A 22,260-nucleotide genomic window follows, 5' to 3' on the forward strand; every position below is an offset into this window, starting at 1 on the left:
GGGCAGGGGAATGAAGTATTTCAATTATATAAACGGTGAATGGAAAGAACCTTCCACGAATGCATATGTAAAAAACTATAATCCGCATAACGGGGAAGTATTAGGTGAATTTCCGTTTAGTTCAGTAGAAGATACGAGGGTCGCAATCGCATCAGCGAAAGAAGCTTTTCATACATGGCAAAAGTTATCGTTTCAAGAGAGAGCGAGTTATTTATGGAAAGCGGCAGCTATTTTAAAAGAAAAGGTAAATGAAATCGGTCAGGATGTAACGAATGAAGAAGGAAAGACGATTGCAGAAGGAATAGGAGAGACGAAGCGGGCGATTAGCATTCTTGAATATTATGCAGGAGAAGCAAATCAACCAATCGGAGAGATTATCCCGTCTACTAATGAAAGTACAATGCTTTACAGTAAACGTGTAGCTGTAGGTTCGGTGGGATTAATTACGCCATGGAATTTCCCAATTGCCATTCCAGCGTGGAAAATGGCGCCGGCACTTATATACGGAAATACGATTGTCATTAAGCCGGCGGAAGTGACGCCAAAATCGGTGTACCATCTTGTAAATGCTTTTCATGAGGCTGGTATTCCAGCTGGAGTTATCAATTGCGTATTCGGAAAAGGATCTGAAGTTGGAGCAGAATTAACGGGAAATCCAGATATACAGGCGGTGTCTTTTACTGGTTCTAATCACGTTGGAAACATCATTCAAAAAGCAGCCGTTGAAACGAGGAAAAAGGTTCAATTAGAAATGGGTGGGAAAAATCCGTTAGTTGTATTAAAGGATGCCGATATTGAGAAGGCGGTAACGATTGCGATAAAAGGTGCGTTTATGTCAACCGGGCAAAAATGTACCGCAACAAGTAGAGTAATAGTCGAAGAGGGTATTTATGAAGCGTTTAAGGATCGACTGTTGCAGCGTACGGTAGCTCTTACAGTTGGAAATCCGTTAGATCCAAATACATTTATGGGCCCGTGCGTTTCAAAGGGACAACAGCAATCTGTTTTATCGATGATTGAAGTAGGAAAAGGAGAGGCTTCTTTACTGTATGGAGGCAGTGTACCGAACGAAATAGAATTACAGAATGGTTGTTACGTGTTACCGACTATTTTTGAAAATGTAGACGGGGATGCACGTATTGCAAAAGAAGAGATTTTCGGACCAGTTATATGTTTATTTAAAGTGAATAGTTATGAAGAAGCAGTTTCTTTAGCGAATGATACAGAATATGGACTAAGTGCATCGATTTGTACGAACAATTTAAGTTTATCGCAAAGGTTCATTGATGATATGGAAGTTGGAATGGTTCATGTGAATTCAGAAACTGCAGGAGCAGAACCGCAAGTTCCGTTTGGCGGAATGAAAAACTCTAGTGCTGGACCGCGTGAACAAGGAAAAGCGGCGAAAGAATTTTACACGAGAATCAAGACAGTCTACGTAGATCAAGTATAAATACTAAAAAACATAGTAACGGAGGATGAAATATGCGTAAAGGGACATTTTTTATGGCGGGACATTCGAGACTTCCGAAAGGGATGGCTGTTCGCAGTATGTATGAAACATTAACAATTACAATTGAGGCAGATCATAAATATCATGTCATTATTGAAGCATCATGTACGCTTGCGACAGAACACGGTAGAGACTTCGTCGCTCAAATTTTGAGAGGACATAGTTTACGAGACGGTATCGAAGAAATCGTTCAAGATATTACGGATCATTATCAAGGAAAAGCGCAAAATGCGATAGTTAGTGCAGTAAAAGATTTGCACCGCCAATATGTAAGTTATTTAAATGATGAACAGCCACAAGGTGAGTACGAGGAAACAACACCATAAAAACTGTCTAGTTTACCCGACATTAACGCGCAGTAAGACCTCCAGCTCATAAACATAGCTGGAGATTAACTGCCCGTAAATGTCCGATTAGTGAAACTAATGATCAGTGGGGATGAACTACGTCCCCACTGATCAAAGTTTCACTTTACTACCATAAACAAGAGCCAGTTGTATTTCTTTTAAAGGGATACGACTGGCTTTTTATATTGAGGAGGCAAGGAATATGAAAAAGTTAAATGAAGTGCAGGTTGTAAAACAAGAGACGAAAAAAAGAGGATGTGCAGAAAGCAAAGGGATTTGTAAAATGTGTAAAGTATGTAGAGAAAATAATAAAAAACGAATTGACAGTTAGAATATTTTGAATTATCATTTAATTAATAAGATCCATTCGAGAAATTAGCCTTCTCTAAATTCGATCTTGCCTATCTGTTTTACACATATTTTCATATGAACTGTCTATTATTATTGTACTTTAAGAGATTAAAGAACACTCGTAATTATGAGCCAGTTGTATGTATCTGCGATTGTTATGTCGTGGATACGTATGACTGGCTTTTTGCTGTTAGGGCAGTAAGACCGAATCTCAGCATAAAGAAGATAAGGATAACTGTCTGTAAAAAGCGTCAATACGTTCTTCATATTTCATTTAGGGAGGAATTGAAATGTCGATTATTACAGAACAAAGTGCGAAGATGAAGTTTGCAAAAAAATATGAGGGGTATGAAATTGTTCCTCATCCAGAGCATAAACGTTTATATCATATCGTATTAAATCAGCAGTTGCTTAAGCAATTTTTTGAAGAGGTAAAAGAGTATTCAGAGCAGTCATTACAATACATTCCTTATTCTCGATTTAATCTTGCTGACGGAATGAGAAAGATCTTTGGGCAATCATTTATGGATAACATTCGCGGCATTATTCATGACCGTGAAACGGGCGGATTTACGATTGGGGTACAAGGCGAAACGGTAGATCCAGCAGATTACGTGAAATTTGCGACAGCATTAACACATTTAATTGGAACGCCAAACTTTGATGCGATGACAGGAACGTATTATGCTAGATTTAATGTGAAAGATACGGATAGTAGTGATTCCTATCTTCGCCAAGCGTACCGATTATTTACACTTCATACAGATGGAACATTCGTTGATGAGCCGACAGATTGGCTTCTTATGATGAAGATTGAAGAGCAAAATGCAGTAGGCGGGGAATCACGTTTACTACATTTAGACGATTGGGAAGATCTTCAGAAATTTAGAAATCATTCGCTCGCATCTGTTAAAGTTACGTATAAAGCACCACCAAGTAAAAACTCGCAAGAAATCGTCTATCGTGAAACATTTTTTGATGTAAATAACGCACCGTGTATTTGCTTTATTGATCAGTTTGCGTATCCAGATAATATTGAACAAGCAAACTATCTAAAAGATTTATCGTATTCAGTTGAAAACTCACCAGCAACACATGCATTAAAATTACCAGTTGGTGATTTAGTTCTTTTAAATAATTTGTTTTGGATGCACGGAAGAGCGGCATTCGAAAAAAATAAAGGTTTATATAGAGAACTAATGCGTCAACGTGGTTGTTTTTCTAAATAATATGTACGGCGGGTCTTACAAAGAGACCTGCCTTTTATACTATTAAGGGGGAAGTAGGATGTATGACTTTATAATTATTGGCGGAGGAATTGTTGGCCTTTCAACTGGAATGGCTTTAACGAAAAAATTCCCTCATGCGAAAATTGCAATCATTGAAAAAGAAAAGGAACTCGCACATCATCAAACTGGACATAATAGCGGTGTCATTCATTCTGGCATTTACTATAAACCAGGAAGTTATAAAGCGAAGTTTGCAAAAGAAGGAAATGCAGCGATGGTCCAATTTTGTGAAGAACATGACATCGCTTATGACATGTGTGGAAAAGTAATTGTCGCAACAGAAAAAGAAGAACTTCCTCTTTTACATAACTTATATGAGAGAGGCTTACAAAACGATTTACATATCGCAAAAATAGATAAAGAAGAATTAGTTGAAATTGAACCGCATGTAAAAGGGCTTGGCGCAATCCGGGTTCCTTCCTGCGGGATTGCTGATTATAAAGGAGTCAGTTATGCATTTGCTCGCCTCATTCAGGAAAGCGGCGGAGAAGTACATGTAGGAACAGCCGCAGAGCGTATTACAGAGAAGAAAGACGCCGTCACAATTGAGACAAGCAAAGGAACATTTAAAACGAAATTTCTCATTAACTGCGCCGGCTTACATAGCGATCGCATTGCGAAAAAGACAGGCATATTAACAGATATGAAAATCGTTCCGTTTCGCGGTGAATACTATGAACTCGTCCCAGAAAAACGTCATCTCGTAAAACATTTAATCTACCCAGTTCCAAATCCTGAATTTCCATTTCTAGGTGTTCATTTTACAAGAATGATAAACGGAGACGTACACGCAGGCCCAAACGCAGTATTAAGCTTCAAGCGCGAAGGCTACACAAAAAAAGACTTCGACATAAAAGACTTCATGGAAACAATGACATACACAGGCTTCTGGAAAATGGCGATGCCAAACATGAAAGAAGGCATAAAAGAAATGGTGCGCTCATTCAGTAAACAATCATTCCTAAAAAGCTTACAGCGCTTAATACCAGAACTAACAGAAAAAGATATCGTCCCAACGCATGCAGGTGTAAGGGCACAAGCCATCTTATCAAACGGCAATATGGTTGATGACTTCTGCATTATTCCTGGCATTAATTCTCTGCATATTTGCAACGCTCCGTCTCCAGCGGCAACGGCTAGTATAAAGATTGGTAAGGAGATTGTAAGGCGGGTGCCGGATGTGGTGGCGGTTAGGGTTTGATTAGATTTTAATGAAAATTTAATCTGTTAGATAAGAAGTTATTTTAATAACCTTTTGTCAAAATAGCTTCTCTCTTTATTTCGTAACATATGAATTTCTTGAATGTTTTAATAAAAATTCATTTCGAAAATCAATAGTTTTTTAGTTGTTTCTTTAAAGTTATTTCTGAAAATTCTAATTAAAACATCAATAAGCGACTTTTATATGTTAAAATAAGGAATAAAATGGAATGTTAGGAGGTGCTATTTCCGAAATGATACAATTTATCAGAAAAATGTTTTATGGGGTGGATACTCAGTATTTGGTAAAATCATATATTATTTCAATAGCTGTATCCGGGTTTTTACTATATGTAAGTGAAGTTTCATTTTCGCTGGCAATATATATTGTATTGGCTGGACTTTTATTTCCTTTTGCAACAATTGTTTGGGATGACTTGATAAATACACTTATGGGTGGCCATTTTATTATTTTACCATTGCTATTTATGTTGATGTGGAAGGCATTTAAGATTTTAATGCTTTATATGCTTAGCCCGCTTATTGCCCCTTTCGGAATGCTATATGTATATATTGCAAATGGGTACTATCGTAAAGGGGAATAGTTAAATAGTAGAAAGTAATCAAACCTTTTATGGAAATTGTATAATATTTCATAAATTGAGAGTTCGTTTTAATTAGACTGTTTACTTAAAATATATACCTCCGATGTTTCGGGGGCTTTTTTATTTTGAATTTTGGTGAGAGTTCGTTTGTGGGGGAGTTGGATGATAAGGCGAGGTGTGGAATCGGGTGGTGAATCAGGGGGCATCTATTTTTAGTTGGTGGTTATTGGGAGTGAAAACGAGAACTTTTTGTTAAGCATTAGGGTTACAAAATTGAAAAGAATACGATATCACTTCTATTTTTAGCTTCTTAAAATAGGCTTTATAGTAAGAATTTCTGAAAATATAAAGGAGGAATATGCTTTGTTTCCAGGTACTTTATATGAAACACATGTTAAAACGAAAAATTTAGAAGTGGCAAAAGAGTTTTATACTAAACTCGGATTATTTCATGCTCGTACTATTGAAGAACGACGTGTAGCATTCTTTTGGTTTGATAAGGAACATAAGAGGGAACAAATGCTGGGTATTTGGGAGGTATCAGAAGAAGCATTCCATACAAGTCACTTTGCATTCAAGGTTAACTATGAAGAAATCATTCATGCAAGGGAATGGCTTCTTAATAAAGGAATAAACCCAAGGGCCGCTTTTGGTCTTGAACCTTCCGAGCCTATGGTCCAAACCTGGACACCTACTGCAAATCTTTATTTTTATGATCCTGACGGTAATTCTTTAGAATTTCTATGTTTACTCCCTGAAAAGAAAAACGTAAAACAAGATGTCATGTATTTAAGTGAGTGGGAAAAATTGCCGAGTGAAATATAAATTTGATTTTGGAAACTTATTTTAAAAGGGATGATAACCTCGTCTATACAGCATCACACCCTGAGTTTTCGGGGTTTTTTGTTTTGGATTTTGTGAGTGCAGGACTGATTCGGGGTTAATACTCACCGACTGTCTACTGTATAAAAAAATAGACAGTGTTGTATGTTTTTTTACACAATGTATACAAATTTATACCCTACGCGTTGGCATGATATTTGCAATAAAAAGAGTATCAACATATAGGGGAGAGATTGAAATGAAGGTTAGTAAAATATATACAACGATTGATGCGCACGTAGCTGGGGAACCACTTCGAATTATTACAGGCGGCGTGCCAGAAATAAAAGGAGAAACGCAGTTAGAAAGACGTGCATACTGTATGGAACATTTGGATCATCTTCGCGAGGTTCTTATGTATGAACCGAGAGGGCATCACGGCATGTACGGTTGTATTATTACACCGCCGGCAAGTGCTCACGCTGATTTTGGCGTATTATTTATGCACAATGAAGGCTGGAGTACGATGTGTGGGCATGGCATTATCGCTGTTATTACAGTAGGAATTGAAACAGGTATGTTTGAAGTGACAGGTGAAAAACAAAAGTTCATTATTGATAGCCCTGCTGGTGAAGTGATTGCGTATGCAAAATTTAATGGTAGCGAAGTAGAGTCCGTATCATTTGAAAACGTTCCTTCATTTGTATACAAAAAAGACGTTCCTATTAAAATAGATGACTATGAATTTCAAGTAGATATCGCGTTTGGTGGAGCATTTTACGCGGTAGTAGATAGTAAAGAATTTGGTTTGAAAGTCGATTTCAAAGACTTACCTGCTATTCAAATGTGGGGCGGTAAAATTAAGCACTACATTGAGAGCCGAATGGAAGTAAAGCACCCGCTTGAAGAAGGGTTAAAAGGAATATACGGCGTTATTTTTTCAGATGAACCGAAAGGGAGAGACGCTACGTTACGAAATGTAACAATTTTCGCTGATGGACAAGTAGATCGTTCTCCTTGTGGCACAGGAACTTCCGCAAGAATTGCAACTCTTTTTGCAAAAGATACTTTACAAAAGGGAGAAATTTTCGTCCACGAATGTATTACTGATGGGAAATTCGAAGGAGAAGTATTGTCGGTAACAGCGGTAGATACATACGAAGCTGTCGTTCCGAAAGTAACGGGGAATGCATTTATTACAGGATTTCATCAGTTCGTTGTAGATCCGAGAGATGATTTGAATCGGGGATTTTTGTTAGGATAAGAAGAGGGGGTGAATAAATATGTTAGTCATAAGCGCGAACGAACAAAGAAACTTAGTAAATATGAATGAAGTCATTGAATACGCGGCGCTTGCTTTACAAGAATTTTCCGCAGAAAGAACGATCACACCAATACGTACTTCACTACCATTTGCGAATGAGAAAAATACGGCATTAATTATGCCTTCAGTAGCGGAAGGACTTGAAGCACTCGGTTTAAAAGTAGTAACAGTAGTCCCGCAGAACAAGAAGATAGGAAAGAAAACGATAAACGGGATTGTAATGCTATCAGACTTTCAAACGGGAGAACCGCTCGCACTTTTAGAAGGATCCTACTTAACGATGATTCGAACAGGCGCCTTATCAGGAGTAGCGACAAAATATTTAGCTCGTCATAACGCAAAAACTTTATGTATTATCGGGACAGGAGAACAAGCGAAGGGAATTACCGAAGCAGTATGTGCGGTTAGAGATATTGAAAAAGTCATTTTATACAATCGCACAGAAGAAAAAGCGTATGCATTTGCGCGATATATACAAGAGAGATTTGGTAAACCTGCTTACGTTCACACAAATCCAAATGAAGCAATAAGCGAAGCAGACATCATCGTCACAACTACGAACGCATCCACACCAGTCTTCTCAGAAAAACTACAAAAAGGCGTCCACGTAAACGCCGTCGGTTCATTCAGGCCAAACATGCAAGAACTACCATCTCACGCCATCGCAAGCGCAACAAAAGTAGTAGTCGAATCAAAAGAAGCAGCATTAGAAGAAACAGGAGACCTTCAAGTTCCGATACAGGAAGGTTTATTTGAAGCAAGCGACATCCACGCAGAGCTTGGACAAATTATAAGCGGAGAAAAAGCTGGCCGCGAAAGCGATGAAGAGATTACTATTTTTAAATCGGTTGGTTTAGCGGTAGTGGATATAATTGTTGCGAAGTATTTGTATGAGAAGGCGGTGGAGCAGGGAATAGGGAATAAGATTGAGTTTTGAGACTGCCTTTTGGTGGTCTTTTTTGTTTGGATTGAGGGGTAATAACATTTGGCCCTTTCCAAGAACCAAGAAAAGTAAACAGTTGCATCAAAGTTATTTTGGGAGTTATGAAGAACTGCATCATTTATTTCTACAGGTTTCTAAATTTCATAAATTCTGTAAAAGTATCACCATAACTACTACTAGCAAAATGGCAAAGGCTCTTATTTGAAACTGAACCTCTTATATTTCCATCCCCTCAAAAAAGATTTATAGTTATATTATAAATCTTCTTAAGGAGAGGATATATTGAAGAAGAAAAATAGGGTGAATATTGCTATTTTTACAATTTTATTATTAATAATAGGCTACACATCTTACGCAATGTATAGCAAAAATATTACTCAAGATAAAGCTTCAAAAGTAGCAATAAATCATATGAAGGATAAAGAAAATATAGATCTTGTAGTTACTAAAGTTGAGATTTTACATGGAGTACGTGATGGTTTTATTGATGTAGAAGGTTATTCTAAAAATGATAAGAAGAAGGTAATCCGCGTTACAATAAACAAAACTCAAAACTATTTAGTCTCTGGTTGGGGATTTAAGGATTAAAGGTAAACGATTAGATTGCTCAAATAGAACTACCAATGGCATCTGTTTTATGAAGCCATTGGTAGCTAATTCGCTGATTTTCCTATTAAGCTTAGGATCTCAAACGGTGTCCTTTTTTATACCACCGTGCATTTCATTATTAAAATTGCGCTTGTTTACCATTCTCGCCATTCTTCTGTTATATCTTCTTCGGATTCTAAGCCAGCTATTCGTGCTGCTGTATCGATAAATTCATAGAGATCTTCTCTTTCCATTGTTTCGATAAAATGGTCATGTTCGATATTTAATTCATTTAGTTTAATAACTACCTCTTTAACAACTTGCATTATTGCGACTTCGGTTGGGTTCTCTCCTAATTGCTGTAAATTGTTAATGTAAGTATCAAGAACCTTATTTGTTGCACTTATATTTTCTTCAGTAAAAAATTCTCCATCTTCATCATACTCAACCCATGATGTTGTTGGTTTGTTTTTTTTCAATTCATCAAATGTCATGATAACCTCCTAAAAATATTTTTTATCTTCAATCTCATTCTACATTTTTGATTATATATAACAACTATTTTAGAGGGGGTTCTTGTAGGTTGCTAGTTTCCGCGGAATTTTTCGGTAAGTCGATATGTTGTGCTGAAATGTTGATATAATCGGAGTTGTGTTCGATATAATTGTAAGGATTTTTTTGTTGCCCATTACATACATTGTTCTTTAAACATTTCGTTGTACTATCTTTTGATTTGGAATGGCTCTTTATATAGAAAGATTTATTTTTATACTATTTCCTAATTTTACTATATTAACTGATTTCAATATAAATCAATGTTATTAGATTGATTGAAAACATAAGTTTTTTATCGGAGGAAGAGAAAAAAAGATGAAAAATGATTGTAATGTTCTTGAACAAGATACAAAATATAGAATAGTTGTTAAGTTTATGCTCCAATTACTACAAAGTGCAAATATTAAAGTGCTTTATAGAGGTGATATTGCAAGTGGGTAGATGGAAAAATTTTTTGATGATTGTAGTCAGTATCGTGGTATTTGGTATATTTATAGGATATATGGTAGGAATGTTTTTCAACCCCGGAAGTGACAATAAGCAAATACAAGAGAGAACCGTTGATGCCAAAGGTGAGGAAATTGACGATTTGGTCAACTCTGAGGGTGTCATAATTGACTCTATGCACAAAATGTTGCATCAAAAAGTAATAGCTGATAAAAAGATTGGTTTTATCGTAATGTCTCCTGAGAATATTAAAAAGCTTCGTCACTTGTTAGATCAAAGCGATAAAATAATTGAAAAAGAAAAATATGTTGAGATTTTAAATCGTTGGGAAAAAGGTGATTTCTCTCAAGCGGTTGAGGAACATAATTACATATGGGAGCAAGCAGGTGGAGAAAGTACTGGAAAAGCAAAAAGATTAGCTACTCCAAAAGAAGAAAAAGCATATCTCAAAGAACAAAGCAAAAAAGAAGGTTCTAGTGCAAAAATAGAATAAAAGGTAATAAAGCGTATAGATTCTTAATGGAAGTGTATCTTATGCTGCAAGTTCCAAAAATTGATCGATGAATTCTTTTTGATTTTTGACAGACCTGTCCCGTAAATCAACTTGTTCTTTTTTAACTGTTCAATTGCTAAAGGATAAGGTGTTTTTTATCTGCTGTTATAAAGTTAAAAACCTCTACATATAAGTAGAGGTTTTTGAGTTGCACATTAATGAATTATACTTTTTCAGATAAACGAAGATCATAGAATACATAGTTTTAACTAGATTTATTATTAACTAAACTATCCCCACCACCAAGCTCCGCCTCAATCTGCGAAGTCTTCGATGACTCATCCATACGCCAATACGTAATAAAGCTGATCGCGATACATCCAGCTACGTAGAAGTAGAATAGCGATTCCATTCCAATACTCTTTAGCCATAATGCGATGAATTCTGCTGTTCCACCGAATATCGCAACTGTTAACGCATATGGTAAACCTACGCCAAGTGCGCGAATTTCAGTTGGGAAGAGTTCTGCTTTTACAATTGCGTTAATCGATGTGTAACCAGTAACGATAATGAGACCGACCATCATAAGCAAGAACGCTACGATTGGTTGTGTCGTTTTTTCCATGAAGAAGAAGATTGGTGCTGTTAGTAATGTTCCGAGAATACCGAAAGCTATTAATAGTGGGCGGCGTCCAATTTTATCGGATAATAGCCCCGCAATCGGTTGAAGCACAACGAAAATAAGTAGTGCGACAAAGTTAATCCAGCTTACAACTTCTTTCGGAAGGCCGACTGTGTTTACCATGAATTTTTGTAAATATGTTGTGTACGTATAGAATGCAACAGTGCCTCCGAGTGTTAGGCCGACTACTGTTAATACTGCTTTCGGATGTTTCATAAGAGTGCTAATGGTTCCTGCGTTTTCGCGTTTTTGTGATTTTATGTTTGAGAATTGCTCTGATTCATCCATTGTGCGGCGAAGCCATAATACAGCTACTGCGCCCATCGCTCCAATAATGAATGGAATACGCCATCCCCAAGCTTTCATATCCGGCTCGCTTAGTAATTGCTGAAGAACAATTTGAACACCTAACGCAACCATTTGTCCAGCAACGAGCGTTACATATTGGAAGCTTGAATAAAAACCACGGCGACCACTACTAGCCATTTCAGATAAATACGTTGCGGAAGTTCCGTACTCTCCGCCAAGTGATAATCCTTGTAGTAAACGGGCAAGAACTAAAATAATTGGTGCCATAATCCCAATGCTTTCGTAACTAGGTGTACAGGCGATAATTAAAGAACCACCGGCCATAACTGTAATCGAAAGCGTTAATGCTGCCCGGCGTCCGTGCCGATCTGCATAACGTCCCATTAATAAACTTCCGATAGGACGCATTAAAAATCCAACTGCGAAAATAGCCGCTGTGTTCAGTAATTGGCTCGTTGGATCGCCTTTAGGAAAGAACTCTGCTGAAAAATAAACGGCGAAAGCAGAGTAAACGTACCAGTCGTACCATTCAATTAAATTGCCGACTGAACCTTTGAAAATATTGCCGGCGACTCGATTAGATTTTGCTTGAGCCATACTCATTCCTCCTCTTGCTTAGTAATAAAAGGTATATATGAAAGCGTGTTCATTGTAGTTGAATTGTACTGTCTATAGAATGGAATCGCAATATTATGACAATTTTATTCTTTTTGTACTTTATGTACATGGATATTTTTAATAGTTGCTTCATTTTCAGTTTTGTCATAATAATAGAAAAAGGAGATTGATAGTTTTGAATATTTTATCAAAGGATATGAAGCATGAAAAAATCAAGCAAAGTATCATTGCAAACGAAAATAGTAAGCTTAATTATCGCGTTAATTTTATTTGTCGTTCTCCTATTAGCGGGAATATTTGTTTACATTCAGTCCGTTGATACGAAGCGCCAAGTGGAGCAGCTAGCACTGCAAACAGCTAAATCTCTTTCTTTTATGCCAGCTATAAAAGATGCCTTTCAAAATAACGAGCATAAAAGTACGATTCAATCCATTGCGGAACAAGTTCGTGAGCAAGCTGGTGCAGATTATGTCATTATAGAAGATCGCTCTGGGGTTATGTATTCCCATTCTAATTCGGAGTTAATTGGCACAAAGAGTAACAATCCATATAACTATGAAGCACTCACTTTTGGTGGCTATTATACGCTCGAAGGAAATGGGGAAAGTGGTCCTGCTTTAATGGCGAAGGCGCCCATTATTGTTCATAACGGAGACTACGATCAAGTAGTAGGTGTTGTGACAGTAGAGTTTTTAATAAAAGGTATTGAATCTAACATACTGAGCAGAACGAAAGAAATTATACTCTTTTCCTTAGCTGTATTACTAGCTGGAATTGTTGGCGGTATTCTTTTAGCACGTAGCATTCGGAAAGATACACTCGGTTTGGAACCGAATGAAATCGCGGCGTTATACAGGGAACGAAGTGCGATATTACTATCTATAAAAGAAGGAATTATCGCCATTGATCAAAATGGTTTTATTACGATGATGAACACGTCGGCAGAAGAAATGCTACATGTAAATGATGATTATATGCAGCAGCACATTTCAAAAGTTTTACCAGAATTTAATATGGAAAGAGTGTTAGAAAACGATCAAGAAATCGCGTTTCAAGATAAAGTGTTTATTTTAAATAGGACGCCGATACTTGAAAATAACAGTACGGTAGGCGTTGTATGTAGTTTTAGAGATAAAACAGAACTGCAAAACCTTGTGAACACAATATCTGAGGTAAGAAAGTATTCCGAGGATTTACGCGCTCAAACACATGAATTTACAAATAAGCTTTTCGTCTTATCGGGATTACTTCAGTTAGGACATTACAAAGAAGCGATTGAATTTATCCAACAAGAATCTAATATTCATCAAAGCCAAAACCATATTTTATTTCATCAAATTCATGATGCGAAAGTACAAGCTATTTTATTAGGGAAAATCGGAACAGCATCTGAGAAGAAAATCGATTTTCATATTGAAGGAGATAGTGCACTTCATCCGTTACCAGACCATATAAAAGTTTCGCACCTTATTACGATTCTTGGAAACATAATCGACAATGCGTTTGATGCGGTGAGCGAACGAGAGGAAGAGAATGTTTCCTTCTTCGTTACGGATATTGGGCACGATATTGTGTTTGAAGTGATAGATAGCGGGATAGGGATACCGGCAGAAAAAATAACGACCATTTTTCAAAAAGGTTTTTCAACGAAAGGAAACAATCGTGGTTATGGACTAGCAAACGTAAAAGAAATGGTAGATCTACTAGGGGGAACAATTGAGATTCAAAACGAGAAAAATGGGGGAGCTATTTTTACAATTTACCTTCCGAAAACATTGAGAGAAATTACATGACAAACAGGGGGATGGGCATATGTTGAAGGTTGCAATTGCAGAAGATGATTTCCGCGTCGCGCAAATTCAGGAAGAGTTTTTATCAAAAATAAAGGACGTAAAAGTGATTGGAAAAGCATTGAACGCAAAAGAAACGATGGAACTACTACAAAGGGAAGAAATCGATTTACTTCTATTAGATAATTATTTACCAGACGGAATCGGAACAGATTTATTGCCGAAAATTCATGCAGACTTTCCAAACGTTGACGTCATTATGGTTACTGCGGCAAATGAAAATCATATGTTAGAAAAAGCAATTCGAAATGGTGTAAGCAACTATCTTATAAAACCGGTCACGTTAGAAAAATTTGTTCGCACAATTGAAGACTATAAAAGAAAGAAGCAACTATTACATAGTAACAATGAAGTGAATCAAGCACTTATCGATAACTTCTTCGGCATTTCGCAAACACAAGACATAAAAAACTTACCGACAGGTGTGGATCCGTTAACGCTACAAAAAGTGAAAGGGATTATAAAAGGATTCGAAGAGGGCATTACAATAGAAGAAATGGGAGAACAAATGGGTGCCTCCCGAACAACCGCAAGAAGATACTTAGAATACTTAGTAGTGACAAACGAATGCACAGTAGAGTACACATACGGCATTATCGGACGACCAGAACGAAAATATCGCATAGGACGAGGACTATGAAAAAAAGATTATTACTATGTATATGGATTATGACAGGAGTAATAGCTGGTTGTTCTTCGGAAAAAACGCAAACGAATACAGTAAACATAGAAGAAGTAGAAATCGTTGCGCCGAACGTTCAAGGAGCGGGATGGGACTTAACAGCACGAGCGATGCAAAAAACGCTAAAAGAAGAAAAAATCTTCACAAAACCGATCACTGTCACAAACAAAGTAGGTGGCAGCGGTGATGTCGGATGGAAATATACGAAACAAAAAGGCGGTCACGTACTAGCGATTAACTCAAGCTTACTCATAACGAACAACCTACTAGGCCACAGTAAACTAACCTATAAAGACTTCACACCGCTCGCAACATTAGCATCGGACTGGGAAGTCGTTGTTGTATCAAAAGACTCAAACATAGAAAACGCAAACGAACTCATGGAACAACTAAAACAAAACAAGAAAAACTTTAAACTCGGCGTTGCCCCAGGCTTAGGAAACGACGATCACCTATCCTTCGTACAAGTAAGCAAAGCATTCGGTATAAACCCTGCCGAACTACAATTCTTCGTCTACGAAAACAAAGAAAAAATCATAAACGCCCTAACGAACAAACAAATAGGCGCCGCAACCATGACCCTATCCGAAGCCGAAAAACAATACAAAGCCGGCAAAATAAAAATACTAGCCGTATCCGCACCAAAACGACTAGACCGACTACCAGAAATCCCGGCGTGGAAAGAACAAGGAATCGACGTCATCTTCCAGCACTGGAAAGGGATCATGGGCCCGAAAGATATGACGGAAGAAGAGGTTGCTTATTGGGATGATGTGATTAAAAGAATGGTTGAGAGTGATAGTTGGAAGGGGACTTTGAGGGAGCGGGGTTGGGAGAGTTTTTATAAGGGGAGTGGGGAGAGTAGGGGGTTTTTGGAGGAGAGTAGTTTTAGGTATGAAGAGATGGTGAGAAAAGAGGCTTAAGAGGAAAGTATTCAATCATGCTTTATTTTTGTAGTTACTTCTATATAATATAAAAGAGATGAGAGTGTTAGGCTAATTACATTTAAGGTACCAGATAGGAATAGATAAAGTCTGTCTCACTGATTAAAAATTTATTAGTCGTTAAAAGATATAAAAGGCATTTTTCAGTCTATAAGATGTGGAAACGTAAATTATAGAGTTTCTGTGAGATTTAAGGAGGACATAATGAAGAAAAATATTTATGTTGTTGGAGCGGTAATTGTTCAAGATGAGAAAATTTTATGTGCACAAAGAGGACCAGCTAAATCGCTACCTCTTATGTGGGAATTTCCAGGTGGAAAAATAGAAGAGGGAGAAACACCTCAAGAGGCGTTAAAGCGTGAAATTGATGAAGAAATGCATTGTAGTGTGCAAATTGGTGAACAAATTGATTATACAGCCTATGAATATGATTTTGGTATCGTTCATTTAAAAACTTTCTATTGTAAACTTGTTGAAGGAAGTCCGGTTTTAACTGAGCATGTAGCAATTAAATGGTTATATCCGAATGAATTAGCAGCTTTAGAGTGGGCACCTGCGGATATCCCGACTATTGAGAAATTATCAAAAGAATCGATTGTAAAGTAATTTGAAAAAACTATTCGTTTTATACGGATAGTTTTTTATATTTGTAATAAATTTGCACTTTAAATCAGTGAGTAATACAATTAATATAAAAAATTGTCATAATGGTGATCATATGGAGAATTTTATTCGAAAATTAGAGGGGTCTTTATATAAAGGGTTTATTGATCAAAAACATAATCATCCTGGAATATATAAGCCGAAATTATTAGTAAACAATACGAAAAAAAATGAAAATGTTTTAAGCTCATTGCTGGAAGAGCTTGAAAATAGTACAGCGTTTATTTTCTCGGTGGCTTTTATTACGGAAAGTGGGCTAGCGACTTTAAAATCACATTTCCTTGATCTTAAACAAAAAGGGGTTAAAGGACGTATATTAACATCTACATTCTTAAACTTTAATACACCAAAAGTGTTTAGAGAGTTAATGAAACTTGAAAATGTAGAAGTAAGATTAACAAATTTATCTGGTTTTCATTCAAAGGGATACATATTTGATAACAAAACACATTGTTCATTAATTGTCGGTAGTTCAAATCTGACTGCACATGCTTTGAAGGTAAACTATGAATGGAACGTTAAGTTAACATCGCATGAAGATGGAGAGATAGTACAGCATTTTAAAAATCAATTTGAAGAAGTCTGGGAGCATTCTCAACTATTAACTGAAGAGTTGATTGCAAATTACGAAACAATATATGAGCAAGCTGTAGAAAATAAGTTACTAGATCGAGTTATAGAATTACCTGGTCAATATCATAATTCAATTGAAGAAGCTTTGAAAATTACCCCAAATAAAATGCAACAAGCTGCGTTACAAGAAATACAAGCTATTCGAGACGCTGGAAAAGAAAAAGGCTTAGTTATTTCTGCAACAGGAACGGGGAAGACATATCTTTCAGCATTTGATGTCAGAAATTTTTCACCTAAACGGATGTTATTTATTGTTCATCGAGAGCAAATATTAAATAAAGCGAAATCCGATTTTCAAAAAGTTCTTGGTGGGATAGATGAGGACTTTGGAATTTTATCAGGGTCAAATAAACAAATAAATGCTAAATATTTATTTGCGACGATCCAAACCATTTCAAAAGAAGAAAATTTACAGCAATTTGATCCTGGGTTATTTGATTATATTTTAATAGATGAAGTTCATAAAGCAGGTGCTAGTTCTTATCATAGAGTTATTAATTATTTTAAACCGAAATTTTTAATGGGAATGACCGCTACACCTGAACGTACAGATAATTTTAATATTTATGAGCTATTTGATTACAACATTGCTTATGAAATTCGATTGCAAGAAGCACTTGAAGAAGATATGCTTTGTCCTTTCCATTATTTTGGAGTAACTGATTTTGAATATAATGGTGAAAAGATAGATGACACTACTGTTTTATCTAAACTTGTTACGGAAGAGCGAGTGGATCATATAGTGGAAAAAGTAAAATATTACGGTTTTTCTGGTGAAAAGGTAACAGGATTAATGTTTTGCAGCCGAAAAGATGAAGCAGAACAATTATCACACGCCTTAAATAATAGAGGTTTTCGCACATTTGCATTAACAGGAGATCATTCTCAAGAGGAAAGAGAATTGCGCGTGAATCAATTAGAAAATGGCGTACTTGATTATATTTTAACGGTAGATATATTTAATGAAGGAATTGATATTCCGAGTGTGAATCAGGTTGTTATGTTAAGACAAACTCAATCAAGTATTATCTTTATACAGCAATTGGGGCGTGGACTTCGAAAACATGATTCAAAAGATTTTGTTACGATTATTGATTTCATTGGAAACTATAAAAACAACTATTTAATTCCAATTGCCCTTTCAGGAGATAGATCACAAAATAAAGATAATATACGCAGATATACAAATGACACGAGTTATATTAAAGGTATTTCAACAGTTAACTTTGAGGAGATAGCGAAAAAACAAATCTTTAAAGCTATTAATAATAGTAATTTAACAGCAATGAAAGTATTAAAGGAAGCGTTTGGTGAGTTGAAAAATAGAATAGGAAAAATTCCATATTTATATGACTTTATAGTAAACCATTCTATTGATCCAGTTGTACTTGTAGATGGATATTCGAACTATTATCAGTTCCTATTGAAAATGAAAGAAGCTGTGCCTACATTAACAGAGTACGAAAACAAAGTTTTAACAATGCTTTCATTGGAAGTATTAAATGGAAAACGTAAAAACGAAATCGTTTTGTTAGACTTATTATTAAAGCAAGAAAAAGTTGATAAGGATGAGTATATAAAACAACTTGAAGAAACTAATTGCTTAACAGATGATGAAACGATTACTTCAGTACAACGAATTTTTGAATTAGAGTTTTTCTCACAAAACAGTCAAAAGAAATATGGAGAAAAGCCAATTATCTCTTTACAGAACAATAAGACATATATGTTTAATGATTCTATTCGAAAAAGCTTAGAACAAAATGAATACTTTAAGTATATGGTTATGGACATCGTTAGAAGTGCGAAGGAAAAGAGCAAAAACTATGAGTGTGATAGTAACCTTACTGTATATAAAAAATACTCAAGAAAAGATGTGTGTAAACTTTTAAATTGGCATAATGATGAGAGCTCAACTATGTATGGTTATAAGACAAAATATTATACTTGTCCAATATTTATTACATACCATAAAAATGATGAGGTAGAATCCAGTGTGGACTACGGTGATGAATTCCTTAATCAAGATGTTCTTAAATGGTATACAAGAAGTAATAGAACATTAAAATCGAAGGAAGTTCAAGCAATTATTGACGCTAAAGAAAATAATATTGATGTTCATATTTTTGTGAAAAAAGATGATGACGAGGGAAGCGACTTTTACTATTTAGGAAAAGCGAGACCTGATAAAGCAAGTGTAGAACAAACTGAAATGCAAGATAAAAATGGAAAAGAACTACCGGTTGTTACGATGAATATGATTATGGAGAAATCGGTTGATAATAAGCTTTATGATTATTTAAAGGATAGTAATGTTTTGTAGGTAGATTGAATTTTTAATGCTTGTATAGCTCAAAAATGATTAGTGTGATAGTAGTATTAGTAGATAAGATAAGGCTGTATCAAAATGACATCGTAGTATGTTTTTGATACAGCCTTATTTATTGGATTAAAATGTATGGTTTAAGTAGCTATCCCATGTAAACAGAAAGAAAAGGACTAAATCTTATATGGTATAATTAGAGCATTAAAACCCTAATCCTGGAGGGATTCAAATGCCAACCTACAACAAATTAGTAAGAGATCGCATACCAGAAATTATTGAGAATAACGGAAAGACATTCACAACTAGAATACTGAATGAAAAAGAATATATAGAAGAAGTGAGCAAGAAAACACAAGAGGAGCTAGCTGAGTATTTAGAGGCTGAAAGTAAAGAGCATAAAGTAGAAGAATTAGCTGATTTATTAGAGTTAGTGAATGCATTGGCACAATATGAAGGCGTAACGTTAGAGGATGTTGAGCAAGTACGTAAACAGAAGGCCGAAAAGCGTGGTGGTTTTCAGGAAAGAATTTTTTTAGTTGAGGTACATGATGACTAATGTCCAGCTCGTTACGAATAATTTGATCCATAAGCTAGAGCGCTATATGGATGATGCAAAATCGATATATATTTTAACTTCGTTTGTTATGAAATCAGGCGTAGATGTTTTAGCCCCTTTTTTGCGGAAAGCAGCAGAAAAGAATGTAGATATTAAGATTTGTACAGGAGATTATTTGTATATTACGCAACCAGACGCGTTAGAGAATTTGTATGAAATTCATCCTGATATTGATATTCGACTGTGGAGGAGTGCAGGAAAATCATTTCATCCGAAGGCTTATTTATTTGAGCATGAGAGCGACGGAGTTATGATTGTTGGTTCTTCTAATATGTCTCGTTCCGCGCTAACAAGTGGTGTGGAATGGAGCTTGCTTGTGAAAGAGAGTGTTGGAGAGGAAGCTTTTTCGGAGGCAATTGATCAATTTTTACATATTCATATGAATGAAGTAACTCAGCCTATTAATATAGAAACAATTAAACAATATCGTAAAGAGTATGAAGAATTTCATACAACTCATTCAAGTTTAGTCCGAACTTGGACAAAGCAAGAAGAGATTGAAATGATGATTCCCTCGGGACAAGAGGATTATACTGCGAGATCAGGAGTAGAAATTGAATTAGAGGAATCAGCTGTATATGAAACAAAGATTGCACCACGCTTTGCACAATTACCTGCATTGGAACAATTAGAGAATGTATTGGAAGAAGGATACAACAAAGCGATGGTTGTTATGGCAACAGGACTTGGTAAGACTTATTTAGCTGCTTTTTTTGCAAAACGTTTTAAGAGAGTTTTATTTATTGCGCATTTAGAAGAAATATTAAATCAAGCAGAAAAATCTTTTCTACGTGTAATCGATAATAAGACTACGGGGATTTATAATGGAAAGAAAAAGGAAGGCGAGAAGGATGTTGTTTTTGCATCTATTCAAACGTTGAGTAGAAAGCGTCACTTAGAAAACTTCTCACCTAATGATTTTGACCTTATTATTGTAGACGAGTTCCATCATGCTGCAGCTAACAGTTATCAAAGAGTACTAGATTATTTTGATCCTAATTTCTTATTGGGAATAACGGCAACACCAGATCGAAATGATTTTCGTGATATTTATTCGATTTGCGATGGGAACGTTGCATATCGAATTGATTTTATGGAAGCGATTCAGCGTGGATGGTTATCTCCATTTCACTATTATGGAGTACATGATGATACTGACTACTCACAAATACGTTGGATAGGCAATAAGTATGATCGTGAGGAACTTGCGCAAGTGCAGTTGAGAGAGGAACTCGCCTTAAATATTTTAGAAGCTTGGAAGAAATATAAAAAAACTAGAACAATTGTCTTTTGCTCTAGTATTAGGCAAGCAGTCTTTTTATCTACATATTTTAATGAGAACGGTTATAGTACAATTTCACTTCATTCGGAAACAAAACATATTTCGAGAGAAGATGCGATTAAACAGCTGGATAATAATGAACTAGATGCTATTTTTACAGTAGATTTATTTAACGAAGGTGTTGATATTCCATCTGTCGATACACTTTTATTTGTTCGCCCAACAGAATCATTAACAATTTTCACACAACAAATTGGTCGTGGTTTACGATTGCATGAGCATAAGGAGTATTGTGTTGTAATTGATTTAATTGCAAATTATCGAAATGCAGATATAAAGATACAAATGCTTCGAGTGGATGATGGAAAGACGAAAGGAAATGGTACACAAAATATATTGCCAGATGGATGTACAGTAGAATTTGAATTAGAAGCAAAGCAGTTATTAGATGAATTACTGAAAAAGAAAATGCCGAGAAAAGAAAAATTGCAACATAGCTATCAAACTGTAAAAATGGATCTTGGACGTCGACCTACATATTTAGAATTACATAAACTTGGTATAGAAGAGAGTAAAGAATATCGCCAAGAGTTTAAATCATATGTTGGCTTTTTAGCATGGAATGATGAATTAACAGAACTTGAAAAAACAGTGTTTTTACATTGTGAAGCGTGGTTGCAAGAAGTTGAAAAAACAGGAATGGCAAAAAGTTATAAAATGCTATTATTGTTGGCGATGTTGCAACGTGGAAAAGAAAGATGGTACCATCCTATCTCATCAGAAGAAGTTGCACCATTCTTCCATCAGTTTTTAATGGAAAAAGAATACCGCAAGAAAATAGATTTTAGTGACAAGCAAGCACAACGTATGTGGGAATATGATGAAGAAAAAGTTAGTAAACTAATCGCTACAATGCCAATGACAAAATGGAGTGGTAGCTCAAAAGGTTTATTATCATTTGATGAAAACTTCTTTTCTCTAAATATGGATGTTAGAAAAGAAGATGAAGAGATCTTATTTGAATGGACGAAGGAGATATGTGAATATCGTCTTCATACATATTTTGAAAGAAGGACAGCAACACTGAAATAAGTGTTGCTGTTTTTAAATTAAAATTCCCCTTGCACCTACCCCAACGTCACCCCCTAACCTAAAGAAGACAAAACAAAAAGGGGGGA

20 protein-coding genes and 1 pseudogene are annotated in these 22,260 nt (G+C 35.8%); 18 read left to right on the forward strand and 3 right to left on the reverse strand.

Features of this window, described 5'->3' with window-relative positions:
- Positions 1-10 precede the first annotated feature (10 nt).
- From DN390_RS13525 to DN390_RS13565, 10 genes are all read left to right on the forward strand, one after another.
- Complete coding sequence (locus DN390_RS13525; RefSeq protein WP_098288964.1) at positions 11-1,453, forward strand: aldehyde dehydrogenase family protein; 1,443 nt, start codon at positions 11-13, stop codon at positions 1,451-1,453.
- Positions 1,454-1,485: 32 nt separating this feature from the next.
- On the forward strand, positions 1,486-1,839 hold the full coding sequence (locus tag DN390_RS13530) for a DUF3870 domain-containing protein (RefSeq protein ID WP_002170612.1): 354 nt from the start codon (positions 1,486-1,488) through the stop codon (positions 1,837-1,839).
- A gap of 223 nt (positions 1,840-2,062) precedes the next feature.
- Positions 2,063-2,191, forward strand: coding sequence for a hypothetical protein (locus DN390_RS31140; protein ID WP_002159095.1), 129 nt, complete (start codon positions 2,063-2,065; stop codon positions 2,189-2,191).
- A 310-nt stretch (positions 2,192-2,501) separates the two neighbouring features.
- Entirely contained in the window at positions 2,502-3,440 is a 939-nt protein-coding gene (gene glaH, locus DN390_RS13535; RefSeq protein WP_147807556.1) for a glutarate dioxygenase GlaH, read from the forward strand.
- 58 nt (positions 3,441-3,498) lie between these two features.
- A complete protein-coding gene (lhgO, locus tag DN390_RS13540) occupies positions 3,499-4,701 on the forward strand; it encodes an L-2-hydroxyglutarate oxidase (protein WP_098608924.1) in 1,203 nt (400 codons plus the stop codon).
- A 301-nt stretch (positions 4,702-5,002) separates the two neighbouring features.
- Positions 5,003-5,305 carry a hypothetical protein gene (locus DN390_RS13545; protein ID WP_240522521.1) on the forward strand — a complete coding sequence of 101 codons (303 nt, stop codon included), beginning with the start codon at positions 5,003-5,005 and terminating at the stop codon, positions 5,303-5,305.
- 363 nt (positions 5,306-5,668) lie between these two features.
- Positions 5,669-6,130 carry a VOC family protein gene (locus DN390_RS13550; protein ID WP_098198865.1) on the forward strand — a complete coding sequence of 154 codons (462 nt, stop codon included), beginning with the start codon at positions 5,669-5,671 and terminating at the stop codon, positions 6,128-6,130.
- 208 nt (positions 6,131-6,338) lie between these two features.
- Positions 6,339-7,391, forward strand: a complete 1,053-nt coding sequence (locus tag DN390_RS13555) for a proline racemase family protein (RefSeq protein WP_141541957.1) — start codon at positions 6,339-6,341, stop codon at positions 7,389-7,391.
- A 19-nt stretch (positions 7,392-7,410) separates the two neighbouring features.
- Positions 7,411-8,388 (forward strand): ornithine cyclodeaminase family protein, encoded by a 978-nt coding sequence (locus DN390_RS13560; RefSeq protein ID WP_147807557.1) that lies wholly within the window; start codon positions 7,411-7,413, stop codon positions 8,386-8,388.
- 288 nt (positions 8,389-8,676) lie between these two features.
- Positions 8,677-8,982, forward strand: a complete 306-nt coding sequence (locus DN390_RS13565; protein WP_098608927.1) for a hypothetical protein — start codon at positions 8,677-8,679, stop codon at positions 8,980-8,982.
- Positions 8,983-9,137: 155 nt separating this feature from the next.
- On the opposite strand, the gene DN390_RS13570 is transcribed toward DN390_RS13565, so the two are convergent.
- On the reverse strand, positions 9,138-9,476 hold the full coding sequence (locus DN390_RS13570) for a hypothetical protein (protein WP_147807558.1): 339 nt from the start codon (positions 9,474-9,476) through the stop codon (positions 9,138-9,140).
- Between the two features lie 494 nt (positions 9,477-9,970).
- Between DN390_RS13570 and DN390_RS13575 the strand changes: the two genes are divergently transcribed.
- A complete protein-coding gene (locus DN390_RS13575; protein ID WP_147807559.1) occupies positions 9,971-10,477 on the forward strand; it encodes a PRK06770 family protein in 507 nt (168 codons plus the stop codon).
- Between the two features lie 39 nt (positions 10,478-10,516).
- Here the strand turns inward: DN390_RS13575 and DN390_RS31635 are convergent.
- Both DN390_RS31635 and DN390_RS13585 read right to left on the reverse strand, forming a co-directional pair.
- Positions 10,517-10,603, reverse strand: a pseudogene (locus DN390_RS31635) (IS6 family transposase); the annotation flags it as partial.
- A 139-nt stretch (positions 10,604-10,742) separates the two neighbouring features.
- Positions 10,743-12,065, reverse strand: a complete 1,323-nt coding sequence (locus tag DN390_RS13585; RefSeq protein WP_147807560.1) for an MFS transporter — start codon at positions 12,063-12,065, stop codon at positions 10,743-10,745.
- 224 nt (positions 12,066-12,289) lie between these two features.
- Here DN390_RS13585 and DN390_RS13590 point away from each other — a divergent pair, with 224 nt between their 5' ends.
- The 7 genes from DN390_RS13590 (at position 12,290) to DN390_RS13620 (ending at position 22,174) form a co-directional block, all read left to right on the forward strand.
- A complete protein-coding gene (locus tag DN390_RS13590; RefSeq protein WP_147807561.1) occupies positions 12,290-13,879 on the forward strand; it encodes an ATP-binding protein in 1,590 nt (529 codons plus the stop codon).
- A gap of 19 nt (positions 13,880-13,898) precedes the next feature.
- Entirely contained in the window at positions 13,899-14,576 is a 678-nt protein-coding gene (locus DN390_RS13595; protein WP_147807562.1) for a response regulator, read from the forward strand.
- Complete coding sequence (locus DN390_RS13600; RefSeq protein ID WP_147807563.1) at positions 14,573-15,541, forward strand: tripartite tricarboxylate transporter substrate binding protein; 969 nt, start codon at positions 14,573-14,575, stop codon at positions 15,539-15,541. Before DN390_RS13595 ends, DN390_RS13600 begins: the two co-directional genes overlap by 4 nt.
- A 225-nt stretch (positions 15,542-15,766) precedes the next feature.
- Positions 15,767-16,168 (forward strand): (deoxy)nucleoside triphosphate pyrophosphohydrolase, encoded by a 402-nt coding sequence (locus DN390_RS13605; protein ID WP_043938303.1) that lies wholly within the window; start codon positions 15,767-15,769, stop codon positions 16,166-16,168.
- A gap of 112 nt (positions 16,169-16,280) precedes the next feature.
- Positions 16,281-19,181 (forward strand): DEAD/DEAH box helicase, encoded by a 2,901-nt coding sequence (locus tag DN390_RS13610; protein ID WP_147807564.1) that lies wholly within the window; start codon positions 16,281-16,283, stop codon positions 19,179-19,181.
- 232 nt (positions 19,182-19,413) lie between these two features.
- Positions 19,414-19,740 carry a nucleoside triphosphate pyrophosphohydrolase gene (locus DN390_RS13615; RefSeq protein ID WP_053565127.1) on the forward strand — a complete coding sequence of 109 codons (327 nt, stop codon included), beginning with the start codon at positions 19,414-19,416 and terminating at the stop codon, positions 19,738-19,740.
- A complete protein-coding gene (locus DN390_RS13620; RefSeq protein WP_147807565.1) occupies positions 19,733-22,174 on the forward strand; it encodes a DEAD/DEAH box helicase family protein in 2,442 nt (813 codons plus the stop codon). The genes DN390_RS13615 and DN390_RS13620 overlap by 8 nt, the downstream gene beginning before the upstream one ends.
- The last annotated feature ends 86 nt before the right edge of the window (positions 22,175-22,260 follow it).

It is taken from the genome of Bacillus sp. SH7-1 (genome assembly GCF_008042405.1).
Classification (GTDB): domain Bacteria; phylum Bacillota; class Bacilli; order Bacillales; family Bacillaceae_G; genus Bacillus_A; species Bacillus_A thuringiensis_N.